This window comes from Pedobacter zeaxanthinifaciens (assembly GCF_003313335.1).
Lineage (GTDB): Bacteria > Bacteroidota > Bacteroidia > Sphingobacteriales > Sphingobacteriaceae > Pedobacter > Pedobacter zeaxanthinifaciens.
The window spans coordinates 270,126-294,429 of record NZ_QMHP01000002.1; the positions used below are offsets into that span (position 1 = coordinate 270,126).

At 37.2% G+C, this 24,304-nt stretch carries 24 protein-coding genes; 5 read left to right on the forward strand and 19 right to left on the reverse strand.

What is annotated here, in order from left to right:
* Positions 1–11: 11 nt before the first annotated feature.
* From dnaJ to DUT68_RS03780, 6 genes are all read right to left on the reverse strand, one after another.
* Positions 12–1,172: a molecular chaperone DnaJ gene (gene dnaJ, locus DUT68_RS03755; RefSeq protein WP_113635893.1), complete on the reverse strand. Its 1,161-nt coding sequence runs from the start codon at positions 1,170–1,172 to the stop codon at positions 12–14.
* Between the two features lie 59 nt (positions 1,173–1,231).
* Positions 1,232–1,816: a nucleotide exchange factor GrpE gene (locus DUT68_RS03760; protein WP_113636302.1), complete on the reverse strand. Its 585-nt coding sequence runs from the start codon at positions 1,814–1,816 to the stop codon at positions 1,232–1,234.
* Between the two features lie 162 nt (positions 1,817–1,978).
* Positions 1,979–2,656 carry a cell division ATP-binding protein FtsE gene (locus DUT68_RS03765; RefSeq protein ID WP_113635894.1) on the reverse strand — a complete coding sequence of 226 codons (678 nt, stop codon included), beginning with the start codon at positions 2,654–2,656 and terminating at the stop codon, positions 1,979–1,981.
* A 13-nt stretch (positions 2,657–2,669) separates the two neighbouring features.
* Positions 2,670–2,873 carry a fructose-6-phosphate aldolase gene (locus DUT68_RS03770; RefSeq protein ID WP_113635895.1) on the reverse strand — a complete coding sequence of 68 codons (204 nt, stop codon included), beginning with the start codon at positions 2,871–2,873 and terminating at the stop codon, positions 2,670–2,672.
* Positions 2,874–2,933: 60 nt separating this feature from the next.
* Positions 2,934–3,464, reverse strand: coding sequence for a hypothetical protein (locus tag DUT68_RS03775; protein WP_113635896.1), 531 nt, complete (start codon positions 3,462–3,464; stop codon positions 2,934–2,936).
* Between the two features lie 141 nt (positions 3,465–3,605).
* Positions 3,606–4,628 (reverse strand): acyl-CoA reductase, encoded by a 1,023-nt coding sequence (locus DUT68_RS03780; protein ID WP_113635897.1) that lies wholly within the window; start codon positions 4,626–4,628, stop codon positions 3,606–3,608.
* Between the two features lie 79 nt (positions 4,629–4,707).
* Between DUT68_RS03780 and DUT68_RS03785 the strand changes: the two genes are divergently transcribed.
* On the forward strand, positions 4,708–5,058 hold the full coding sequence (locus tag DUT68_RS03785) for a 4Fe-4S dicluster domain-containing protein (RefSeq protein ID WP_113635898.1): 351 nt from the start codon (positions 4,708–4,710) through the stop codon (positions 5,056–5,058).
* 58 nt (positions 5,059–5,116) lie between these two features.
* Here the strand turns inward: DUT68_RS03785 and DUT68_RS03790 are convergent, their stop codons facing one another.
* The 3 genes from DUT68_RS03790 to DUT68_RS03800 all read right to left on the reverse strand — a co-directional run bounded on the left by DUT68_RS03790 (position 5,117) and on the right by DUT68_RS03800 (position 7,033).
* A complete protein-coding gene (locus DUT68_RS03790; RefSeq protein WP_113635899.1) occupies positions 5,117–5,986 on the reverse strand; it encodes an EamA family transporter in 870 nt (289 codons plus the stop codon).
* Between the two features lie 201 nt (positions 5,987–6,187).
* The gene (locus DUT68_RS03795; protein ID WP_113635900.1) at positions 6,188–6,583 is read right to left on the reverse strand and encodes a VOC family protein; all 396 of its coding nucleotides are present in this window, start codon (positions 6,581–6,583) and stop codon (positions 6,188–6,190) included.
* 33 nt (positions 6,584–6,616) lie between these two features.
* A complete protein-coding gene (locus DUT68_RS03800) occupies positions 6,617–7,033 on the reverse strand; it encodes a helix-turn-helix domain-containing protein (protein ID WP_113635901.1) in 417 nt (138 codons plus the stop codon).
* Between the two features lie 516 nt (positions 7,034–7,549).
* On the opposite strand from DUT68_RS03800, the gene DUT68_RS03805 reads away from it, so the two are divergent.
* Entirely contained in the window at positions 7,550–7,954 is a 405-nt protein-coding gene (locus DUT68_RS03805; protein WP_113635902.1) for an EVE domain-containing protein, read from the forward strand.
* 89 nt (positions 7,955–8,043) lie between these two features.
* Complete coding sequence (locus DUT68_RS03810) at positions 8,044–8,565, forward strand: hypothetical protein (protein ID WP_113635903.1); 522 nt, start codon at positions 8,044–8,046, stop codon at positions 8,563–8,565.
* Here DUT68_RS03810 and DUT68_RS03815 read toward each other — a convergent pair.
* Together DUT68_RS03815 and DUT68_RS03820 are read right to left on the reverse strand one after the other, a co-directional pair.
* Positions 8,562–9,764: a cation:proton antiporter gene (locus tag DUT68_RS03815; RefSeq protein WP_113635904.1), complete on the reverse strand. Its 1,203-nt coding sequence runs from the start codon at positions 9,762–9,764 to the stop codon at positions 8,562–8,564. The genes DUT68_RS03810 and DUT68_RS03815 overlap by 4 nt on opposite strands.
* Before the next feature lie 27 nt (positions 9,765–9,791).
* Entirely contained in the window at positions 9,792–10,313 is a 522-nt protein-coding gene (locus tag DUT68_RS03820; RefSeq protein ID WP_113635906.1) for an acyl-CoA thioesterase, read from the reverse strand.
* Between the two features lie 198 nt (positions 10,314–10,511).
* On the opposite strand from DUT68_RS03820, the gene DUT68_RS03825 reads away from it, so the two are divergent.
* Entirely contained in the window at positions 10,512–11,981 is a 1,470-nt protein-coding gene (locus tag DUT68_RS03825) for an alpha-amylase (RefSeq protein ID WP_113635907.1), read from the forward strand.
* Positions 11,982–12,095: 114 nt separating this feature from the next.
* Here the strand turns inward: DUT68_RS03825 and DUT68_RS03830 are convergent, their stop codons facing one another.
* The 5 genes from DUT68_RS03830 to DUT68_RS03850 form a co-directional block, all read right to left on the reverse strand.
* Entirely contained in the window at positions 12,096–13,352 is a 1,257-nt protein-coding gene (locus DUT68_RS03830; RefSeq protein WP_113635909.1) for a type IX secretion system plug protein, read from the reverse strand.
* A gap of 84 nt (positions 13,353–13,436) precedes the next feature.
* The gene (locus DUT68_RS03835) at positions 13,437–14,411 is read right to left on the reverse strand and encodes a Gfo/Idh/MocA family protein (RefSeq protein WP_113635911.1); all 975 of its coding nucleotides are present in this window, start codon (positions 14,409–14,411) and stop codon (positions 13,437–13,439) included.
* A 113-nt stretch (positions 14,412–14,524) separates the two neighbouring features.
* Positions 14,525–16,432, reverse strand: a complete 1,908-nt coding sequence (locus DUT68_RS03840) for an ABC-F family ATP-binding cassette domain-containing protein (RefSeq protein ID WP_113635912.1) — start codon at positions 16,430–16,432, stop codon at positions 14,525–14,527.
* 773 nt (positions 16,433–17,205) lie between these two features.
* The gene (locus DUT68_RS03845) at positions 17,206–17,886 is read right to left on the reverse strand and encodes a response regulator transcription factor (protein ID WP_113635914.1); all 681 of its coding nucleotides are present in this window, start codon (positions 17,884–17,886) and stop codon (positions 17,206–17,208) included.
* Positions 17,879–19,180, reverse strand: coding sequence for a sensor histidine kinase (locus DUT68_RS03850; protein WP_113635917.1), 1,302 nt, complete (start codon positions 19,178–19,180; stop codon positions 17,879–17,881). The genes DUT68_RS03845 and DUT68_RS03850 overlap by 8 nt, the downstream gene beginning before the upstream one ends.
* Before the next feature lie 113 nt (positions 19,181–19,293).
* Here DUT68_RS03850 and DUT68_RS03855 point away from each other — a divergent pair, with 113 nt between their 5' ends.
* A complete protein-coding gene (locus DUT68_RS03855) occupies positions 19,294–21,456 on the forward strand; it encodes an outer membrane beta-barrel family protein (RefSeq protein ID WP_113635919.1) in 2,163 nt (720 codons plus the stop codon).
* A gap of 104 nt (positions 21,457–21,560) precedes the next feature.
* Here the strand turns inward: DUT68_RS03855 and DUT68_RS03860 are convergent, their stop codons facing one another.
* The 3 genes from DUT68_RS03860 to DUT68_RS03875 form a co-directional block, all read right to left on the reverse strand.
* Positions 21,561–23,228 (reverse strand): DUF4153 domain-containing protein, encoded by a 1,668-nt coding sequence (locus DUT68_RS03860; protein ID WP_113635921.1) that lies wholly within the window; start codon positions 23,226–23,228, stop codon positions 21,561–21,563.
* A gap of 355 nt (positions 23,229–23,583) precedes the next feature.
* Positions 23,584–23,886 (reverse strand): hypothetical protein, encoded by a 303-nt coding sequence (locus tag DUT68_RS03870; RefSeq protein WP_113636304.1) that lies wholly within the window; start codon positions 23,884–23,886, stop codon positions 23,584–23,586.
* A 71-nt stretch (positions 23,887–23,957) separates the two neighbouring features.
* Positions 23,958–24,254: a winged helix-turn-helix domain-containing protein gene (locus DUT68_RS03875; protein ID WP_113635925.1), complete on the reverse strand. Its 297-nt coding sequence runs from the start codon at positions 24,252–24,254 to the stop codon at positions 23,958–23,960.
* Positions 24,255–24,304: the final 50 nt, after the last annotated feature.

Genomic DNA, 24,304 nt, shown 5'->3' on the forward strand with positions numbered 1-24,304 from the left:
CGGGATTTTTATCATTCGAAATATTCTTTCATCTTATCGAAAAAGCTTTTGTCGCTTTTGCCGGGCTGCGGCTTAAAGTTTGCCGACTCCCTCAGTTTTTCCAATAAGGCTCTTTCTTCACTATTTAATGCCTTTGGTGTCCAAATATTGACGTGTATAATTTGATCACCGCGGTGGTATGAGTTTACCTCTGGAATGCCTTTGCCTTTTAAACGGAGTAGTTTTCCACTTTGAGTACCAGGTTCAATTTTAATTTTCGCTTTACCGTCAATGGTTGGTACCTCTACGCTTGCGCCAAGTGCAGCATCAGGAATGCTTACATGTAAATCGTAAACCACGTTGTTTCCTTCACGTTTTAATGTTTCGTGAGGAACTTCTTCAATCAAAATAATTAAATCGCCGGGAATACCACCGTTAGGGGCAGCATTACCTTTGCCAGCCATGCTCAATTGCATACCTTCGCTTACACCCGCAGGGATATTGATTGAGATGGTTTCTTCGCCTCTAACCGTGCCATCGCCGTGGCAAACGTTACATTTAGAAGTAATTTGTTGGCCACTACCATGGCAGGTTGGACAAGTTGCCGTAGTTTGCATTTGTCCTAAAATAGTATTAGTGACCCTACGTACCGAACCGCTACCACCACAAGTTTTACATGTGCTTACCGAACCTTTATCTTTTGCGCCACTGCCATCACAAGTTTTACAAACTACTTGTTTGTTCACTTTGATTTTTTTCTCAGCACCGTTGGCAATCTCATCAAGTGTTAGCTTTACTTTGATACGGAGATTTGATCCTTTAGCTACCCTACGGCCGCCTCTTGATTGTCCGCCGCCGCCAAAAAAACTATCAAACGGACTGCCGCCGCCACCAAAAATATCTCCAAACTGACTGAAGATATCTTCCATGTTCATGCCGCCACCGCCATAGCCGCCGCTAGCTGCTCCGCCTACACCTGCATGTCCAAATTGATCATAGCGCTGTTTTTTTTCAGGGCTACTTAACACCTCATAGGCTTCGGCAGCTTCCTTAAATTTGTCTTCAGCAGATTTATCATCAGGATTTTTATCCGGGTGATATTTGATTGCCAACTTACGGTAAGCCTTTTTTATCTCTTCCGCCGATGCGCTTTTGGAAACGCCAAGCACGTCGTAATAATCTCTTTTGCTCATTTTATATAATGCGATAATAAGTGAATTAGCGAATTAGCTAATTTTCACATTATCAAATTTTATGCTCCTACTACTACTTTCGCAAAACGCACTACTTTGTCGTTAAGCGTGTAACCTTTTTCTAACTCATCAATTACTTTTCCTTTTTGTTCTTCCGTTGGAGAAGGAATCTGAGTAATTGCTTCGTGAATATCTGTGTTGAACTCCGTATTGATGCTTTGAATTTCTTTTAAACCTTTCTGAGTTAAAATGCTTTTCAATTTAGTTTGCACCAATACAATACCTTCGCGAACAGGGGCTACATCGGTAGCATTTTCTGTAGCTTTAAGGGCACGTTCAAAATCATCTAACACAGGTAAAAGAGAAACCACTACATCTTTACCAGCTGTTTGTAGCAACTCTACACGTTCTTTTTGCGTACGGCGTTTAAAATTGTCGAACTCAGCAAACAGGCGTAGGTATTTATCATTCAACTCTGCTACTTCATTTTTTAACTTTTCCTCTGCCGATAGCTCCTCTTTAGCCTCAGCGGTTTCAGTTGCATTTTGCTCTTCTGTATTTTCAGCAGGTGTATTTTCTAAAGTTTCGTCAGTTACGTTAGTATCCATCACAGGTTCTTCTTCCTTTTTCTTCTTGTTAAACATGTGTAATAGTTTTTTTGGTCTGAACAAAAGTTTTGCCAACGCTAATAAAACAGCCATGCTGTCAGTTTTGGGTTAAGTTCAACTAACAGAATGGCTGTAAAATAAAATTTTGTCAGAAATTTGTACGCTTAATATGGCGATGTATTTTTAATGGTTTATTTGTTAAGCAATCTGCACATCTTCATGAATCAATCCGTTTTCGCATTTAATGATACGAGAAGGGAAAGTTCTAATGATATGATAATCGTGTGTAGCCATTAAAACGGCCGTTCCGCTTTGGCTAATTTGCTTTAATAGGAGTACAATTTCTTCTGATGTTTCTGGATCTAAGTTACCTGTAGGTTCATCAGCCAATATAATTTCCGGATTGTTCAATAAAGCTCTGGCAATTACAATACGCTGCTGCTCACCACCCGACATTTCGTGAGGCATTTTCTTTATTTTAGAGCGTAGACCAACTTTTTCCAATACGTCTTTAATACGTTCGCTAATCAAGTTTTTATCATTCCAGCCAGTAGCTTTTAAAACAAATTCTAAGTTTTGCTCAATGGTCCTATCACTCAATAACTGAAAATCCTGAAAAACAATACCTAGTTTTCTTCTCAAATAAGGAACTTCTTTATCAGATAAGGTTTTGAGGTTAAAATTGGCAACACTTCCTTCGCCATTTCCAATATGCAAATCGCCATAAAGGATTTTTAACAAACTACTTTTTCCGGAGCCAGTTGCGCCAATTAAAAATACAAATTCGCCTTTAGCAACGTTAAGATTTACATTTGATAGCACTAAATGTTTTTGTTGAAAAACATCGACATTATTGAGGTTGATTACATTTTCCATTTGCTCTTTCGTTCTAAAGTTCCAATTTAGTGACCTGTCCAAAAGGAAGATCATTAATGATATTCATAATTTTTTCCTGTTGATCACCAAAGCCCAACTTTTCTAATGATTTGTCTGGTCTATCTACCCTGAAATAGGCTAGCAGTGTAAACTTGTCATCTCTAAGTTGCACGTAATTGGGTATTTTGGCTATGCCTTTAACTTTGATAATATACATGAAGTCCAAAAATAGTGTTTATATTGGAAATTATGTAGTTGGATTCAATTTATAAGAAATTTAAGGTTGAGTTTCGCTATTGAATTTGTATAAAAATGGAGATAATTTATTTTTTAGAAAAGGGTAGTTTATATCAGTGGTTTTGAACTTAGGAGGTCGTAACAAGGCTGAAATTGTAGTTAGGACAATTGGGATTACCACGACGCATCCAACTACTCCAGCTCCTATTGCAAGCCAAACGTTGTCGATACTCAACGCATAGATAATATTTCCAGTAATTGCACCGACAGCGACTGCTCCAAAAATAGCATTAGATCTGTTTTTTTCAACAACTATCTTCGATATTTTGTGGTAGGGTATTATCATATCGTTTATACGACCATTTTTAGTGAAAATTGGACCAAATACTAAAGCCGTATCTGTAACTTCTAACAGTGGCGCAGCGTATGCAACATTAATTTGCTTACCTTTTTTATTAATCGTTTTATGATAAGCTTTAGTGATAAATTCCGGTTTTTTAGGTGTTTGTGCGAAAGATGAAGTACACAAAAAAGTTAATGTGAGAAATAATACTACTTTATAGTTTTTCATAATTTGATAGATTTAGCAGAACTAATATAATCACAAATCATGAAATTTTTAATAAAACGATTAACCAAATAATCGATAAAACAATCCAGCCATATTAAAATTTCCCCTAATCCCTAATCCCTAATCCCTAATCCCTAATCCCTAATCCCTAATCCCATTTAAAAACTGAATAGTATCCACATTATCTGCATAATCCCAAAGTTTTGGATGCTGACTTTGACCAAAACCGAGTGCAGTTAAATTATGCAAAGCAATATTTCCTGCAACACACTGTATATGCTCTCGTTGTTGGTTAAGTTTTTCTTCAACTTCTTCCAACGTATCAAAAGTTTCGTAATAAAGTACAGCCAGAGGCGATGCTAGACCTTCATCTTCTTTCAATAACAAAAAGCCGTTGTCGAAATGTTTTTGTTGGTTTACTAAATAAATTGATTTATTGTAATCGTAATTATTATTGTATTTAAAATGGTTGATGATAGGTTGGAAATCTTCCAAAGGCTCAAAAAAAGATTTGATATCGTAGTTCTTTGGAATAAAAATCTTCGAAATACTGCGACATCCCATTCCAAAGTAATCCAAAATGTCATGACCTAGTTGCTTAATTTCTTCTTCGCTTTCGTTGCCAGTTAAAACAGCTACACTATTTCTATTTTTTCTAATGATATTTGGCACCTTGCCGAAATAATATTCGAAGTACCTGGAGGTGTTGTTACTTCCCGTTGCAATAACTGCATCGAAATTTTTCAGTTGCTCAATAAATATAATCCTGCTTTTAAGTGCTGGCAGTAATTCAACCAATTGGTTCAGTACAAATGGTAATAATTTATTATCTGATGACGATAATTTGATTTGCGCTATGTTACCGGTTGCTAAAACACACATTACATCGTGAAAACCTACTAACGGAATATTTCCTGCCAGTATTAAACCAATGTTTTTTGGATTTGGATTAACTTCGATATTCCTGAACCAATGCTCTAAATCTTGCTCATTTAGCATTGCTGCCAATGCTTTAACCGCTTTGTTTACTTCTTCCAAGGTAAACCAAGCATTGGCATTGCTAGCCGAATAGATCGTGGCTTGAAAAGCTTCATTAGGTTGAGCCATGAATTTTCCTAAGGATTTAAAGGCGGAAATTAATTGTGCTTTATCAAGTGATGACATATTTAGAACTATTTTAAACGGATTATGTATTATATTTGCGATGCAAAGTTAAACTTAGCATTTAGAATTAGACGAAAACATGGCAATTAAAATAACAGACGAGTGTATAAACTGTGGGGCATGTGAGCCAGAATGCCCTAATAACGCAATTTACGATGCAGGTACCGCATGGAGATTTTCTGACGGCACCAATTTAGATGGCATTATTGATTTCGGTGGTAAAGAAATAGATGCTGAGGCTGCACAAGATGCAATTTCAGATGAAGTTTACTATATCGTATCCGATAAATGTACTGAATGTAAAGGTTTTCATGATGAGCCACAGTGTGCGGCGGTTTGCCCGGTTGACTGTTGTGTAGACGATGAAGACGTACGTGAAACAGAAGAAGAATTGTTGGCTAAAAAAGCTTGGTTGCACCAAGAAAATTAAGTCTGAATATTCAAATTATTTGATATAGGAGATGCTTAACGTATCTCCTTTTTTATTTTCAATGCTTTTCATCTGCTACCTCATTTGTTTTCCTTTTAACCAGCGTAGCTCCTAAGCTGGCGGTAACTACTAAAATGATGGACACCCATTCTTTTGCCGCGAGGTGTTCGCTCAAAAATATGATTCCGCAAATTGCAGCCACGGCAGGTTCCAAGCTCATTAAAATGCTAAAGGTTTTTGCTGGGATGTGCTTAAGTGCACTCATTTCAAGTGTGTAAGGTATAGCGCTAGATAGCAGTGCTATCGCTAAGCCTAATCCAAGTAATTTGAAATTGAGCTGTGCAAAACTTCCATCGGCTAATGCAAAAGGAATAACCACGCAGCTGGCTACCGCCATTCCAATGCTAACAGCCTGGCCGCCATCTATAACTTTGGACACCTTGCCGCCGATAACAATGTAGGCCGCCCAAAATGTTCCTGCAAGTAAGGCTAAGCCCGTACCCAACAAGTCAAGCTTGCTATCAACGCTCCAAGGTGCAATTAAAAATATTCCAGCAGCTGCAAGTATCGCCCATAAAAAATCTAATGCTTTTCTTGAGCTCGATATCGCTAACACCAAAGGGCCTAAAAACTCTAAAGTAACAGCTAATCCCAAGGGAATCCGAGATAGAGAAAGGTAGAAGCTGAGGTTCATGGCTCCAAGGGCAATCCCATAGGGAACGATGAGTTTCCATTGGTGTGCAGAAATTTTATTAAGTTGAGGCCGATAGGCGAGCAATAAAATGATAGCAGATAAAACAATACGCAGCGTTGCTGTACCCGTAGCACCCATAAATGGAAATATCCCTTTTGCAATTGCTGCACCGCCCTGTACACTTACAATGGCTAACAGTACGGCTGGTACTGGAGGGATATTTTTGAGTTTCATCGTTTTTCTTTTGTGCAAAGCTAATTTGTTTGCTGCAATATTGTTCTTTTAGTTTAAATGTTTTATTGTAGCCAATGTAATTATGCCATGAATCAGATTATAAGAAAATTAACGATGGAAGAGAATTATTTTAACCACTTTGATATCTAAATTTGAACCTATCTCCAAACAGACCCTCTTTGAACAATTTTAGAGTTTCTATTAAAGCATCTCGACAATTTGAATGTTGTTTCCGCAAGTGTCGTTAAAAACGGCAATTTTTACGGTTCCCATTGCGGTTGGTTTTACGCTAAATTCAACCCCAAGGTCTATGAGCCTTTCATAGTCTCGTTGTACGTCATCTGAATTGAATTGTGTGTAAGGAATACCCGCTTCAAAAAGTGCCTGTTGATAAATTTTAGATGGCTCAAAATGATTTGGTGCAGGTTCCAATAATATTTCAACCCCTTCTTGGTCTTCTTTGCTTACAACAGTTAACCAACGGCTGTGCTCACTTAACGGAACATCCACTTTTTTTACAAAACCTAATTTTTCAGTGTAGAATTGTAATGCTTTTTCTTGATCTTGAACAGGAATACTGGTTACTTTTACTTTCATTTTTTGATGTTTTAAAATTTATTTTTCAAAATTCTAAAAAGAAAATTTGTCAAACTTTGTAAAAGTTGCTCTTTTTTGAAATTCAGTAGGCGTTAGTCCAACACGGCATTTGAACAATGTGCTAAATGAACTCGGAGTGTCAAACCCTACTTCAAAACATGTGTCAGTTATAGTTCTCCCTTTTTTTAGAAACTCTTTTGCCTTTTCAATGCGTTTTCCAATAATATATTGCTTCGGCGTTTGTCCGTAATACTTTTTAAATAATCTAAGCAAATGGAACTTAGAGGTGAAACGAACATCAGAAAGTAAGTCAAGCTTCAAATCTTTATCAAAGTGATTGTCTATATATTTTCGTGTACCTATAACTGCATTAAGCTGTCCTTCGTTAGCATAATATTCGTTCATCACTTTGCCTGCTTGCTTAAAATAATATGTACTTTCTTCAATCATATTTTATCTACAATTACTAACTGCTTAAGGCCTGTATTTGATGGTAGCAGAACCACAAAAGTCAATATGATTTAATAAATAAACAAGAAGAATAATTTTTAATAGCTCATTTCAGGAGTTCTGTTAAGGTTAATACACTAATTTTTAAAAAATATGAAGCAGGCAACGTTTGGATTACAAGATAAATTCCTGTTTGTCGCAATAACGCTAAGCTATAAAATCAATCCAAATAACCTTAACTAAGAAATTCGAGATACTGATTGCACTTTAAAAAAACATCAAGGTTGATCAATTTTCCTTATTCACATACTTTTGCTAGTTTTGATGCTTAGATTATAGAGGTAAAAAAGGCTTTTATATTCAAAAATGGCTTATAAAATTTGAGGCAAGTTCAGAGTTATTAAATTGAAACCAAAGTCCTATTTCATAAACCTGAATTTTGTCGCCACATTTGTCGCCAACCTTGATTTAGAGGTTGTAAATATACCCTAGAATAACTTTAAACGTAGATAAAACATGAATTATTGGCTAGTCAAATCAGAACCTTTTAAATACAGCTGGGAGAAATTTAACCAAGATGGCAGGACGTTTTGGGACGGAGTGCGTAATTACCAAGCTCGTAATAATTTAAAAGCAATGAAAGAAGGCGATTTAGTGCTGTTTTACCACAGTAATGAAGGCAAAAATGTGGTAGGAGTGGCTAAGGTAGTGAAAGAGTTTTATCAAGATCCTACCACTGATGATACGAACTGGGTGGTTGTTGATTTAGCTCCGGTAGAAACTTTGAAAAATCCAGTGAGTTTAGAGCAGATCAAAGCGGAAGAATCATTAAAGGATATATCTTTGGTGCGACAAGGTCGATTATCTGTAATGCCTTTAAAAGCTACAGAATTTGATAAAATTTTGGAAATGGGCAGCTAACTCAAGCTTAGTCTGTTACATTCTTAAAACTAAGAGTTGTTTTGGCATTTCTATTGCTTTGGTAGCTAACAAATTACCAAACAACAAAAATGAAAATTTTATTCACGCTTTTGATAGCTGGGTTTCCACTGCTATTATGCGCCCAATTGAGCAATATTGGCGATTATGAGGTGAAAGTATCCTCTAAAAATTACAAGACAGTAAAGGGTCATCTGAAAAAAGTAAATGCCGAAGGCATTGCAGTTGAAGACTATAAAGGAAACTATATCATTTTTAGGACAGCTGATATCGAAAAAATCAAAGTTAAAAAAAGGGGGGTTGGTTTTTTTGAAGCAGTTGGTGGTGGCGCTTTGTTTGGACTAGGTTTAGGTGGCGCCATTTGGTCGTTAGATAAAAGTGGCGAAAATGCTGGCGACATGGCAAAACTTACTGTTTTACTAACGGCAACCGGAGCGGCAACCGGCACTGTAGTGGGAACGGTATCTACTTTAACTAGGGGAAAATTAACATTGAGGGTCAACGGCGATACGCAGTACTTTATACAGCATTATCACCTCCTAAAAAAATACGTGAACAATTTTGAGCCAATTCAGCACCTTAGCGCAAATTAAAGTGCTTCATAGTTGGCTGGTGTTTCTAACTCTTTCTTTTTGGTAGCCATCAAGCCTATGCTCATTACCAAACTAGAGCCCAATACCACTAGAAATAGGAAAGGTGTGCCAATCTCCATCAGTTTCAAATGTTGCGGTAAATTGTAATAAATCAAAATGCTGATCAAGCCCCTTGGCGTTACAAATCCTTCTGGAACAGTATTTTCTCGTTTAAAAAAGTACAAGTAGGCGAAGCGAATCACGTAAATGCTTCCTAAAATAATCAGTCCGTTGGCAATTAAAATGAAGTTATTCAGCTGGTAGATATTCATCGTAAAACCGAAAATCACGAAGAAAAATGTCCTGATGATAAAGGCCGTTTCTGCTGATAGCTGATGGAGCTGCGTTAAATCATTGGATAAGTTTTTATAAATGAATACCGAACGGAACCAAGCATGTTTAATGGCCTCGGCATTGTTTAGGAACAAACCAAAAGATAAAATCAATATCAGTGCCGATAAGTGAAAAGATTGGCCAATGGCATACATCAAAATGAGTATCGATATGATCAAAAAGAACTTGATGTGATGCTTTAATCGGCCCATTAAATACAAAAGCGTAATGCAGGCAACTACTGAAAGAATTAAAATGAGTATGGTGTTAATAGCCAATTGACCGAAGGAGCCAACGGTAATTTGTTGATTTGAAACCGCAAAATTGAATAAAATAATGCCTAGAATATCGGAGAAAGAACTTTCGTAGATGATAAATTCCTTGCTCTTTTTGTTGATGTTGGCAACCGATGGAATAGCGATGGCCGAACTAATGACGCTAAACGGTATGGCATTCATGAAACACACGTACAGCTCGGCACCTGTAATTTGATGAATGATGAAGGTAATGACGGCTACGGTAATAATTAAAATGATAAAAGCGGATAAAAAAGCGCCCTTAATTATCTTATTCTTTTCCTTGGCATATTTTAGTTCCAGCGAGCCTTCAAATACAATTAAGATTAAACCAACCGTACCTAGGGTAGGAAGTATTTGTAGGAAATTATAGGTGTGAATCTGCAGTTTATCAACCAAAAGCCTTAAACCAATACCTAAAACTAAAAGCAATAATACCGATGGCAGCTTGGTTTTACTGGCTACCAAATCAAATAAGTATGAAAATATTACTAGTCCACTTAAGATAATTAGTACGGTATAGGTGCTCATACTTATTGTGCTTTAGGTTAAAACTATTTAATTTTTTGCAAATAAGGCTTTCAGCTCAAGGGCGTCATTAGGTTGCATTTTTCCGGCTAACACTAGTCTCAATTGTCGGCGTCGTAAAGCTCCTTCGTAAAGTTCAATTTCTTCAGGAGTTTCTGGCTTCAACTCTGGCACCGGAATAGTTCTGGCACTTTGGTCAACCGCTACAAAAGTGTAATAAGCCTCATTTGATTTAGCTCTAGTGCCCGATGGAATGTTTTCCGCCCAAACATCAAGTCTAACTTCAACCGAGGTGTTAAATGCCCGCGTCACTTTCGCTTCGATGGTAATTACATCGCCCAATTTAATTGGCTGTTTAAATGAAACATTATCTACCGAAGCAGTTACTACAATTCTATTGCAATGTTTTTGTGCCGAAATCGCTGCTGCGATATCCATCCAGTGCAATAATCTACCGCCCATCAAATTATTTAACGTGTTGGTATCATTGGGCAACACTAGTTCGTTCATTACAGTAAACGATTCTTTCGGGCTTTTAACATTCAAACTCATGGCCGCTAAATTACTCAAAATACGCAGTTGTTGTATTAATTTTATGTAAAACCTATTGGCCTTAGCCGCCTAAATTACCTCTTTATATAGCCATTTGCTTGCGCTATTGAAACAAGGTTTGGTAGTTTTAGTTTCATTTTTTTGTACCTAGTAAAACATTAGTGTCGCCTTTGTTGTTGCAAACGTAAAATCATCTATATGCAAAATCAAACACTCATCCAGTACTTCCACTGGTATTATAACGAGGGGCAAGCACTTTGGGTTAAAGTTAAAAATGAAGCTGAAAACTTAGGACAATTGGGCTTTACAAAAGTATGGCTTCCACCGGCCTATAAAGCAAGCGCAGGCGGATATTCGGTTGGGTACGACGCTTATGATTTGTTCGATTTGGGGGAGTTTGACCAAAAAGGATCAGTGCCTACCAAGTATGGAAGCAAAGCCGAGTTTTTAGAAGCCGTTAACGCTTTACGTGACAATGGAGTTGGTACCTTGGCCGACGTGGTATTTAACCATAAAGCTGGAGCTGATGAACTAGAGCAGGTTAAGGTGCGCAAGGTGGATCCGGAAAATAGGAACGAGTTCATATCCGACGAGTTTGAAATTCAGGCGTGGACCAAATTTACCTTTCCAGGTAGGGGCGATACTTATTCCAGTTTCATTTGGGATCACCAATGTTTTAGTGGCGTAGATTGGGCCGAAGATACCCAGGAAGATGCCATATTTTCTATACAAAACCAATACGGCGATAAATGGGAAGAGGTAGTTTCCGAAGAGCATGGCAATTACGATTACCTGATGTATGCTGATATTGATTTTAGAAATCCAGCAGTGCGGGAAGAATTGAAGTATTGGGGCAAGTGGATGCATGAAACTTGTGGCTTAGCAGGGTTTAGACTAGATGCTGTAAAACACATTTCTCATCACTTTTTTAACGAATGGATTGATTTTATGCAGAGCAATGCCGGCGACGAGTTATTCATTGTAGGCGAAAACTGGGAAATCAATAGTGCAGAGGAATTACAAAGTTATATCGATAGGACAGAAGGACGGATGCAGCTTTTTGATTCCTTACTGCATTTAAATTTTCACGAAGCCGCTAAACAGGGTAATCAGTTTGATTTGCAGACCATTTTTGATAATACCTTGGTGCAATTAAGTCCGAATTTGGCAGTAACCTTAGTGGATAATCACGATACACAACCGTTGCAGGCATTGGAATCTTACGTTGATTATTGGTTCCGACCAATTGCTTACAGCATCATTTTATTGCGTGAACAAGGGATTCCTTGCGTTTTTTATCCAGATGTTTATGGTGCTAAATATGAAGAAGATGGACAGCCGATTGAATTGAACCATGTTGAAGAACTTCCTGAGTTGCTAAGACTAAGAAAGGAGAAAGCGTACGGTTTACAGCGTGATTACTTTGATCATCCGAATTGCGTTGGTTTTACTAGAGAAGGTGATACGGAACACGACAACTCAGGTTTGGCAGTTGTAATTAGTAATGGAGATGAAGGCTTTAAACGTATGGAAGTAGGTGAACATTTTGCTGGGCAAATTTTTATTGATGCCATGCAAAAGCGCACTGAAGAAGTAGAGATAGGCGCCGATGGCTTTGCAGATTTTTATTGTGCCGCAGGTAGTGTAAGCGTTTGGGTGTTGAAATAATATGAACAGACTTACGAAGTTTCAAAAACTTCGTAAGTCTGTTATCAACTATTACATCATTCTAGAAAAAAGTGCATTAGTTTCAAAAACTTCGTAAGTATGTTAAAAATGTAGCTATCTTTTTACGCTGCTGATATTGCTAAATCCTACCAGTTCATCATATCTGGAGCCTGGCCTTCTATGGTAAGCAAAAATCTGGTAACTATTTTCTGTTTCGAAATACGAATTCTCAAATACTGTTTCGTTCAGCTTTCCATTTTCATCAACCCAAACATATTTAAAATCATATAAGCCTTGCTTAAGCTTAATGTTGCCGTAAAATCTTCTTCTAGATGATTCAAAAGTCAGTTTGTTATCTTCTGTTAACGCATAATTGTTGAACCTTCCAAAAACATAAACATTACCTTTGGGCGTAGGCGGTGGGGCTGCCAATGTGAACAAAATGTAGGCATAATCGCTATCGGTTATGTTATCTCTGCCATCGTTATTTCTGATGAAGAAATTCCCATTTTCGTCAAATTGGTTGCTGTATCTGTTATTGGTATTGGGTAAATCTATAGACAAAATTACGTTTTGGGTACTGTCTCTGTAGATATCGGCTACGTGCTCCGCTTTGTACCTGAAACTTCTGGTATCGAATTTTCTAAATTCATATCCTCCCCAAAAATGATTGGTATTGATATCATTATAAACTAAAGAACCTGGTTTAACAAAGGAAGGCTTGGTATTTACAATGGCAGTTTGCGGAATGAAATTTTGCATCACAACGGCTTTAAGCTCCTGAAAAGGATTGTTAATAGGCATTTGATGAAATAAAGTGAAGTTGACCTTCTGCTTCTCATTTCTATCAGCAACCTCAGTGGCAGGTACCACTTCTGCTCCAATGTTAATCGTGTTGTTCAATACATAAAATCGTTGAGTAATAATGATTTTATCCGGATTGTTGTCCTCATAAACTTTCAGAATGTAATTTCCGCCAATTTTCACTTTCATTTGGTCGTTAGGAAAATTAAGCTGATAGTGGGTAAACTTCACTAACGTGTTAAAAGAATACCTGTAATTGAAAATGATATCCTGTTGCACACCTTCCAAGTAATCCAAAATATTTAATCTCGAAGATTTCCAATCCCAAGTGCAATGTTCTATCGTGTAACCATAGTTATGCTGCCCACCACGTAAATCATCAAATCCAAAAGTGATGGTTTCGTTGCTTTTTAAGTTAATTACCGGTATGGATTGCTCTTTACTGCTATTGTAGCATTCTACAGTTTTAATGAAAGATTGATATGTTTTGTTTTGATATTCTTCTTGAGCATGCAGATGGTTGATGCCCAAAGTAAAAAATAGCAATAGCGAAATATATTTTATCATGTTTAAATATATCAAAATATTACCAACACGCCGTTTGGCAATTCAAATTGTTGACTTGAAGTTAACGTAATCGTGAAAGGTTAATTATGAAGCAGTAAAGCTATCCATGATTTTCATCGTTTCTAAAGCAACTTCAGCCGAGCAGGGATTGGTGTCTTCGCCTCTAAAATAGGCCACTACTTTTTCAATCATAGGTTGCTCCACATGTTGTAAAGGTTCAAAGTCAATTGTTTCCGTTGCGCCATCAACATCCAATTTAATGCTTTGACCAAATACTGCGAAGCTTATTTTGCCTTTTGAACCTATAATTTCACAGCAATCGGCTGTTTCATTTTTGGGTACAGCAAAACACCAGGTTCCGCTAAACGTAATGCCTTTTTCGAAAAGAATTTGCCCAGTTACCAAATCGTCAACCGGGGAAGCATGGTCTTTTTTGCTGGCAATTCCCTGAAATTTCAGTGCTTTTCCAAAGTAATACAGCATCAAATCCAGTTGGTGTGGCGCCAAATCGTGAAATAAACCACCTCCAGAAATAGCTGGATTGATGCGCCAGTTTTCCTCCGAATTAGCAATTACGTTGCTTGCCGCAGGTTGCAGCATTTTTAATGTTACAAAACGTACATCGCCAATAGCTTTTTCTTCCAGTAAAGATTTGATTTTTAGGAACAACGGTTGCGCCCTTCGGTAATGTGCTACCACCAATTTTACGCCGGTGTTTTTTGCGGCTTCAGCCATTCGCAATGCTGCGGCGCCATCCAATGCCATTGGTTTTTCTACGTAAACAGGTTTTCCAGCACTCAACGCAGCAATGGTATATTCCTCGTGCTGTAGCGGGGGAGTAGCAATGTAAATGGCATTTACTTCCGGGTCATTGATCAGGTCTGCGGCATTGCTATACCATTTTGGAACGCCGTGTCGTTTTGCGTAGTCTTCCGCCTTTGCGGCATCCCTGCGCATTACCGCCACTAGTTTAGAATTTGCAATTTTATTGAATGCAGGTCCGCTTTTTACTTCCGTAACATCGCCACAACCAATAATGCCCCATTTAATTTCGTTCATGTTTTTTTGCTTTTCCGTGAATGTTATCAGCGCTGTATAGCAATCTTAAAGCAATTATGTATCACGTTATAATACTGATTTCTGATGGAGCTATTGGCAACGACTAAAAACGCTTATCCTTCCAACTCCATAATTTCAGCAGCTAATTCTTCCCAAGTATTTTGGGCCGAATCCAACAATGCTTTTTCTGCTACATATTTTTTATTGGCAGCTTCTAATTTTTTAGGATCGCTATAAATTTCTTCTTTAGCCAATTCCGCTTCGCATTGCTTAACGCTAGCTTCAAAAACGCCTATTTCCTCCTCAATTCGTTTCAACCTATCGTTCAGCTTTTTTAACTGCTGTTGTACGTTGGCTGGTGCTGGTGTTTTAACTACTGGTTTTTTTTCTTCTTGTTTTACTGGTATGGCCTTTGGTACTGGTTTCACCCGTTTAGAGTCCCACTCTTCAAACTCAGCATAAGTTCCAGGATATTCTTTGATTTTTTCTTCCTCAATAAACCAAATTTTGTTGGCAACGTTATCCAAAAAGTACCTATCGTGTGATACGGTAATGAATGTACCTTCGTATTGTTGCAGTGCTTGTATCAAAATATTCACCGACTGGATATCCAAGTGGTTGGTAGGCTCATCTAAAATCAGGAAATTGCTATCAGCAGTAAGTGATTTTGCCAACGCCACTCTCGATTTTTCTCCTCCAGAAAGCACTTTAATTTTCTTAAACACGTCATCGCCAGTAAACAGGAAGCAACCTAAAATTCCACGTAGTTCGGTATCTGTGTGCTTTGGTGCAAAAGCTTGAAGCTCTTCTAAAATGGTATTGTCTAAATGTAACGACTCCAATTGGTGCTGAGCGAAAAAAGTTGCTGTTACGTTATGTCCCGTTTCGCAAGAGCCCTCGTAGTTTTCAGTTCCGGCAATGATACGCAGCAAGGTAGATTTTCCTTTACCATTGGCACCAATCAATGCAATTTTATCGCCTTTTTCAATTACTGCCTCGGCATCTTTTAAAATTTTAACGTTAGGATAGTTTTTAGTTACATGCTCCAAACGTACCACATGCCTTCCCGAAGGTTTAGAAAATTTAAAGCTGAAATTTACCGTTGGGTTGTCATCATCCACATCTTCTACACGTTCCAATCTGTCCAACGCTTTGATACGGCTTTGCGCCATTTTCGCTTTGCTGGCTTTAGCTTTAAAACGTTCAATTAAACGCTCTTCCTGCTTAATTTTAGCCTGCTGATTTTTAAACTCACCGCGTTGTATCTCGGATCTAAGTTCTTTTTCTTCTAGGTAAAAGGTATAATTCCCTGCATAAAGCGTAAGTTTTCCTTTACGGCTTTCAACAGTTTTGTTGGTGATTTTATCTAAAAAGTACTTATCATGCGATACAATTACAATAGCACCTTCAAATCCAGCTAAATAAGTTTCCAGCCATTTAATTGACGGTAAGTCCATGTGGTTGGTAGGCTCATCTAGCAATAAAATATCAGGATCTTGCAAAAGAATTTTAGCCAACATTACACGCATGCGCCACCCGCCCGAAAAAGTATTTAACGGCCTGCGTTGATCTTCCGCACTAAAACCTAAACCAGCCAGTACCTCATTTGCTCTGTACTCAATGTTATAGCCATCCAAAGCATCAAATTCATGTTGCTTTTCGGCCAATTTATTCAGTGTTTCTTCGCTATAATCGGTTTCTATTACCTTTAGCAGCTCTTCAATTTCCTTATGCAGTTTGTTCTGACGATCAAAAGCTTCCATTGCCACCTGCAAAATAGGATTGTGGCTATCGTAAGACAATAAATCTTGGTTCAGGTAGCCTAAACGCAGGTCTTTTGCCATCGAAATAGTACCCGAGTTAGGCGTGTACTCGCCAACAATTAACCTCAATAGTGTTGATTTTCCTGCACCATTGGCACCAATCAATCCCACTTTATCGCCCGGTTTAATGTGCCAATCGGCATCCTCGTATAAGGCTCTTGAGCCAATTAAAAAACTAAGGTTATTTATAGAAATCATTATGCCGCAAAGATAGCAATTGATTTACGATATACGATTTTAGATTTACGATTGAGGTTGAATAGCAAGATTATTTGAAAAGCAATAGCAGTAGTACTTATCGGAAGCCAGTCCCGCTTTCCGTTGCAATCTTTTTGTTTCGTTCTTTTGTGACTCGCCAAACTTACGAAGTTTCGAAAACTTCGTAAGTTTAATTCCTATGCTCAGCATGACAGCAATAACAAAAAGTATTTTCACTTTAATCGGGTTTATTGAACTTAAGCCTGTGCACAAAAGCGCTAACCATACTTACAAAGTTTCAACAATCTTTTTGTTTCGTTCTTTTGTCATTCCGAGGAACGAGGAATCTATAGAGATTCTTCGCCATGCTCAGCATGACAGCAATAACAAAAGGTATTTCACTTTAATCGGGTTTATTGAACTTAAGCCTGTGCACAAAAGCGCTAACCATACTTGCAAAGTTTCAAACAATCTTTTTGTTTCTTTCTTTTGTCATTCCGAGGAACGGGGAATCTATAGAGATTCTTCGCTTTATTGAACTTAAGCCTGCACACAAAAGCGCTAGCCATACTTACAACGTTCCAAACAATCTTTTTGTTGCGTTCTTTTGTCATTCCGAGGAACGAGGAATATACAGAAATTCTTCGCTATGCACAGCGTGAGAGCAATAACAAAAAGTATTTCCACTCTAATCGGGTTTATTGAACTTAAGCCTGTGCACAAAAGCGCTAACCATACTTACAAAGTTTCAAAAATGTCGTAAGCTTACGCCGTTATTCCGGAAATTCAACTTTAAAACCAATACCACGTACTGAGTCAAACTTGATCCTATCATCCTCCTTAAAATACTTGCGTAATCTGGTCATAAAAACATCCAAACTTCTACCTAAAAAGTAATCATTTTCGCCCCATAACTTTTCTAGAATTTCCTTCCTGCTCAATACTTTATGATTGTTTTGCGTAATTAAAAGCAGTAATTCAGTTTCCTTTTCGGTAATGGTATAGGTTTGTTCACCAAAAGTCAACTGATATTGTGCTGGTATAAAGAAATAGTTGCCAATGGGTATCACAGCAGCTGTGGCTTCCTGCTGGTTTCTACGAAGGATGTTCTTCACCCGAAGCAGCAGTTCTTCTGGCTCACAAGGTTTGGTAACGTAGTCTTCCGCACCAAGCTTCAATCCCAAAATTTTATCAATACTTTGTGCTTTTGCCGTTAAAAACAGAAAGGGAATTGGTGCTCTGCTCTTGATGATTTTTGAAAGTTCAAATCCATCCATTTGTGGCATCATCACATCAATAATTGCCAAGTGTAACTTAGCCAAATTATCCATGCTTTCTACAACTTCCAAAGGATTGCTAAACCACGTTACCTCAAAGCCAGATACTTCGAGATATTGCTTAATCACTAAACCCAAATCAAGGTCATCTTCCACTAGTAAAATACGGCTAGGCATGAGGCAAATTAATGTTAAAAGTTACACCGTTTGTAGCGTTTGTGCTTACATCAATGCTACCTAAATATTTATCTACCGTTTGTTTAACTATGTGCAATCCCAATCCTAGCCCACTAATTTGTAGGTTTTCTGACCTGCTAACACGATAATACTTATCAAAAATATAAGCTTGTGCATCTTTCGGAATGCCAATTCCATTATCGGCCACTTGTATATTGATTTGGCTCGAAAAATCTAGTTTTACATCAATATGGTTCGCTCGATATTTAACCGCATTCTCAATCAAATTATTCAGTAATTGTTCAAAATCGTGTTTGGACAGCTGCGTGTTTGCTTTAAATGCAAAATCAAAATCCATAACCACACCGTTAAATCTTTTTAAAGTCTGATCAATATATGCTTTAATCGCAGCTTCGTCAATTAATTCGCTATCTACCTCAGGGTTTCTAACAGCACATGCTACCTTTTCCAATCGTTGAATTTGACGTTCAAACAACTGCTTGTTATCGCTAGCGGGCATTCCTGCCAAACTGAACTTTAGCGTAGCAATTGGCGTGCTTAACTCATGCGAAATGGAATCAATAGACGTATAAAGCTGTGCTAATTTGGATTGCTGTAGTTTTAAATTTTTAGTAGTGCGCCAAAACAAATAGGTAAGCAAAGCAATGATTGCCAAGCTTACCAACGACAGCGGCAGTATTTTTTTAAAAACTAAGGCACTAAGGTTAATCAACTCTACCGAAATCCTTGATCTGATAATGTAATGATAATGGGCATCAACCTTTAACTCCGTATCTCGCTCTGTAAAATTAGAATTCCACTTGCCTTCGCTAAATACAAAGCCGGCACTTACTGGCGCTTTTGTTTTGAACAAAATTAAGGGGTGCTTTTTTGAAAGTAATTCTAATTTTCGGTTCTCATCGTAAACGGAATAAATTTCGCTGCGCAATGCTATTTTAAAATTGGTGCTTGCTGTTTTTTTATCTAAAATCGAATCTACTTCCTTCTCATAGAAGTTCTTAAAAGTGAACCATTGTTTTCGCTCATCAAGCTTTTGGTTCATAAATAGTTGGTTAGATGAGAGTTTTTTCAGGCTCAAAATCAGGGAGTCTTCGCTAGCATCTGTTTCGTATTTTTCCAGTTGTTTCACTACATCATCTGCAATGATTTTTACTTGCTTGTTTAGCTCTTTTTCTTCGAGAAGATAGGAGTTGTACACATAATAGCTCTGTAATGCAATAAGCACTAAAAAACAGCTCAGAAAAAGTAAAGTGGTACCGATTCCTTTATTCATTATCCAAAAATACAAAGTCAATTCAAATCGTCACAGCATTAACGCTTCATTAACTTTTCATTAACCAAGCTTGCCAAGTTTTAGAAACAGTTTTGCAGCAGGATAATTGAATTATGAAGAAATATATCTTTTTACTGGTTGCAGTGCCATTTTTTGCTTCGGCACAAAACCCAACAGATACTTTAAGCAAGTCAAAAAAGGACAGTGCCATCGTTCTTAATGCAGTTAACGTGAATTATAAGAAGCCAATGTTAAAGCGTAAGGCTGATCGGTTGGAGTTCAATATCGACCAAACTCCATTACAAAATCTCAACGGTTGGGATATCCTTAAAAATACGCCAAGTGTGGTGGTTAAAAATGATGAGCTTTCAGTACGTGGCAATGCGCAAATTTTGGTGACTATTAATGATAAAAAGGTGATGATGAGCCAAGAGCAGCTCAAACAATTGCTAGAAAATACGGAGGGAAGTAGCATCCAATCGGTAGAAGTAATTACCAATCCACCAGCTAAATACGAAGCTCAAGGAGGCGCTGTAATCAACATCAAGATGAAGCAAAATAAATTGGCGGGTTACAAAGGGCGTTTATCTGGTCGCTACCACCAGTCTATTTATGCCAAAGGTAGGCTAGGGTTGATGCAATCCTTCAATACGGATAAATGGCAAATTAGTGGCGATTATAACTTTGTATCGGGTAAATATGTGCGGAAAAACTTTGATGTGGTTACTTTTGATGACAGTCAAACCCGTTGGGAAAGTGATATGGTACGTAAAACCGAAGCACCGGTACAACATGCTTATAACTTCGCCTCGCAGTACAATATTGATTCACTACAAAATATTCAGTTTGGTTTTGATGGTAACTTTAACCCTTCTTCTTTAGGTAACTACTTGGTTCCAACAAACATCTACAATACGGTTAGTAATCAATTGCAGTCTAACTACCTTACATCAAATTACCGAAAACAACGTTACGGCGGCTTTAATGCCTACTTTGCTTACGATAAAAAATTCGGAGCTAGCAACCTCACCTGGTCCAACAATTTTAGCAGTAACCACCACCGCGAAAATCAAGAAGTGGGAACTTATTTTAGATTCATCAACGAACCAGAACGCTATAATCGCTTTGCTAGTAATAGTTTGCAGCAAATTAAACTCTACGCATCACAACTTGATTATCGGTTTAATAAAGATAAACTCAATTTCGAAAGCGGTGCCAAATACAGTTTTGTAAGTAATCAAAATGATTTGAGCTTTTTCGATGGCAATCAGCAAAATTTAGTACTCGATCCCAATAGGAGTAATTTATTTAAATACCGTGAACAAATTTTTGCAGCTTATCTTTCGGCTAATTATCAATGGGATAAATGGGAAGCAAAAATGGGTCTGCGCTCCGAAACTACTTTGATTCGCACCATTTCTAATCAGCCTTTTGTGCAGAATAAAACCAACAGAACCAATCTATTTCCCACCCTTTATTTGATGTATAACGTTACTAAAGATCAGCAATTAGGTTTTTCTTACGGCAAACGGATTGCTAGGCCAAATTACGATTTCCTAAATCCTTCAAAATCATATTATAACTTTTACTCCTATTTTCAGGGCGATGCCAACCTAAAAGCCACCATTATTCACAATTTGAGCTTAACCTACACACTTAAGGATTGGAATTTTGAAGTTTATCACAGCCACAGGGTAAATCCGTCAATGGAAATTTCGGTACAAAATCCTGCTACCTTCGAAACGGTTTATAACTACACCAACATCGAAAAAAGTAACAACTGGGGTGCTAATTTTTCAAAAGGTGTATCAGTAAGTAAAAATTGGAAATTGAATTTATACGCCATGGGCGAGTATAATGATGATTATTTCATAGGCGTTGACCAAAACTTATACAAAAACAAAAATTTCTTTTACTACGGCAACATCTCCAGTCAAATAATTTTAGATAAAGCAAAAACCTGGGATTTGAATTTGTCCTATGTTTATAATTCTAAATCTATCCAAGGATCATTTAACATCACTTCTTCCCAAAACACTAATATCGTACTTAACAAAAAGCTATTTGCCAAACAGTTCGAAATAGGTTTAGTATTAAATGATATATTTAAAACCGATAACAGCATAGTTTCAGCAAGGTACGCTAACCAAAATCAATACTTTACCGATTATAGAGATACCCAATATTTCATGATTAACTTGAAATATAACTTTGGCAACCAAAAAGTAAAGGATGCCAAAGCTAGAGCTAAAACTGCAGAGCAAGGTAGGATGTAGGGCAGTATCGGGTTATTGAGTTCGATATTAGAATTAGACATTTGCCAACTATCACATGAGTAAGCAAGCTGCGCTTTTAACTTTTATCGAACTCACTTAGTTGACTACCTTTTTAGTAATTCATCTTTAGTCTTGAAATTTAGATAGCTGAATGATAGCCAAGTCCTACTTTTTTGATCTTGCAAAAAGCGTCGTATCCTCCCGTCAAGTCTTCGGTTAAATTCATCTTTAGCTTGTTTAATAGCCAAATTCTTTAAATCGTTTTCACTTAATTCAACTGGAACTGCTAATGTATCTGCATTTGAAGAGGTTCTTGCTGTTTCTACGGTAGGTAGCATTGTCCTGTAATCATCTTTTTGTGTGCGTTTGGCCACTTCATCAATTAAAACCGCTCTTTTTTCTCGTAAAATTGGAAGTGTCTTATCTGAGAAACTCATCAAGTGGTCAACATCAATAACTATTTTCTCTGCTTTTGAGAAATTGTAATTCACAATTAAAACATCCCAATTAACGAAACTAAAAAGTAAAAGTAATGCGTACCAAACTTTAGCGTTAACGCGATATAAATAGAAAACCGTTTTCTGTTTGGCTACTTTGATATAAACAGTACTCAACCCCACTAAGCACAATAACGCAAATACAATTACACCAATCCGTTTATAGGTTAAGCCATGATAAAAAATGTAATCGTAATCTCTATGCAGAACAGAGGCAACCAAAAATATATTTTGTGCTATCCATATGAAAGCCAGTAATTTGATCCATTTATTTCGATTATAAAAATTTAGGTTCCCACTGAAGAAATAAACAATAATAATCATTGCTATAACGATACTGACTATAAGTACGTTGGTTCCATCATGCAGCTCTGTCGAGAAATCTCGGATGACAACAGTTTGATCTGACAGCCACAGATTAACAATATCAATGCTGTTTAAAAGTAGCAACAGCAAATTAAGCGCAGCTAGGGAAATGATGCCTATAATATTTTCAGTTTTGAGCCCCAACACCTTATTTGCCTGATTCCCAGCTAGCAATATTCTAAAATCTCGCAAAAATTCTGATATCTGTCGGTTTCGTCTTTTCCTTATCAGGTCGTCTGTTGCGGTTACTTCAATTTCAGCAAGCTCTTTATTCCGTAAACTAATCAACAACGCTGCAGTAATCAAAATGCCAATTAAAATCATGAAACATTTAGCAAAGCTGATGTCTACAAACAGAAAGTTAAAGATGTTGCTAAATAAAACGTTGATTTTGTGCGTAATTGCAAAAACATATTTCGCAAAAATGGCGTTGGCATTTGCATACAATGAACAAAATATCATCACAAGCAAAATTGGAATAATTACAAACTTAAGTAACTTGGTAAATGGCTTGAAGTTAATTTTGCCCACTTTGGTAGCCTGTAATTTCGTAAGAATACCGTACGGTCCGCTGATTAATTGAAAAACCCCGAGCACAATTGAAGTAACTGTAGATTTAACTAAAGGGAAGTGCGTTTGACCAACAAACACTAGCAGAGTTAACACCCAAGTAACAATCGCTAAATCTGAGTTGTTGTAAACCATATAGCAGGCCATGGCTAAGTGGCATAGCGCTGCCAAAACTTGACTTTTGCTTACTGGCAACTGTTTATTAGCAAAGGTAACTAGCAGTATAAAAATTGAATACAGCAGCAAGTTCAGCCCAAAAAGTTCGTTCCAAAATAAGAGCTGAAATATGAAGCCTCCAGCAAGCATGATATAAAGTTGAAAATCTATTTTTTGTTTCATTATAAAATAAGTTTAATGATTTAGAGCTAGCAAAATCCAAGCATACAAAATGGCCACAGGGATGTTGAAGAGCAGTAATAGAGCGGTTTTAATGAGCGCAGGGCGATGATGGGGCGAAGCGATAGTTAGATGTAGAAATAAAATGAAAAGGATAATGCTATTAACGATGAATGCTATGATGACGTAGAATAAACCAATAATCATTATCAAATCAGAAACGTTGAGGTTGGCAATAACAAACAGAATTGTGCCTATTATAAGTGATAACCTCGCTGATTTTTTAGCAATTGATGTAATTGACATTTTTGTAAAGTGCTTTGAATTTCAAAGTTAAATATTAAAAAAAAGGTAGCTTTTAACTACCAGCAAATGGCGTCCCGAACAAACCTACCGCAAGTTCAGCCCAAGTAAGCAATAGGAGTAATACAATTGCACCAGTTATGATTAATCGCCATTTGGTAGATGTTACTTTCCGAGCCACTAGTTCAATTGCCAATCCGGTTAGGCTAAGCAACATACCCATTACAACAAAATCAAAAAGGTTCCAGTCGACTTCCTTGGTGAACTGCATCGCTACAGCAGGAATTAATAAAATGAAGGCGATAATGCCAAATGTAACGGTTAAGCGTTGTTTACTTGTGGTTTTTAAGTTGTTCATTGTTTCCATAATTGTTTATTCTAAAATTAATATAAAGTACTTTGTTTTTCAAAGTTAAAATTCAAAAAAAATTAAATGCCTTTGATCATCTTTTCTAAAGCATCTAAATGGCCTTTAAAAGCCTGTTTACCAAGCTCGGTAATGGTGTAAGTAGTACTGGTTTTTCTGCCAACAAAAGCTTTGTGCATTTTAATATATTCAGCTTGTTCTAAGGTGTTCAAATGGGAGGCAAGGTTACCATCGGTTAGTTCTAACAGCTGTTTCAAGTCGTTAAAACTTACGCTTTCGTTCACAATAAGCACCGACATTACGCCCAGCCTTATCCTGCTGTCGAAAATCTTATTTAGTGCTTGTATTGGATTTTTCATGTGTATATCTACCCTTTAAATTGAAAGAAACTGGAACAATAACGCTGCGT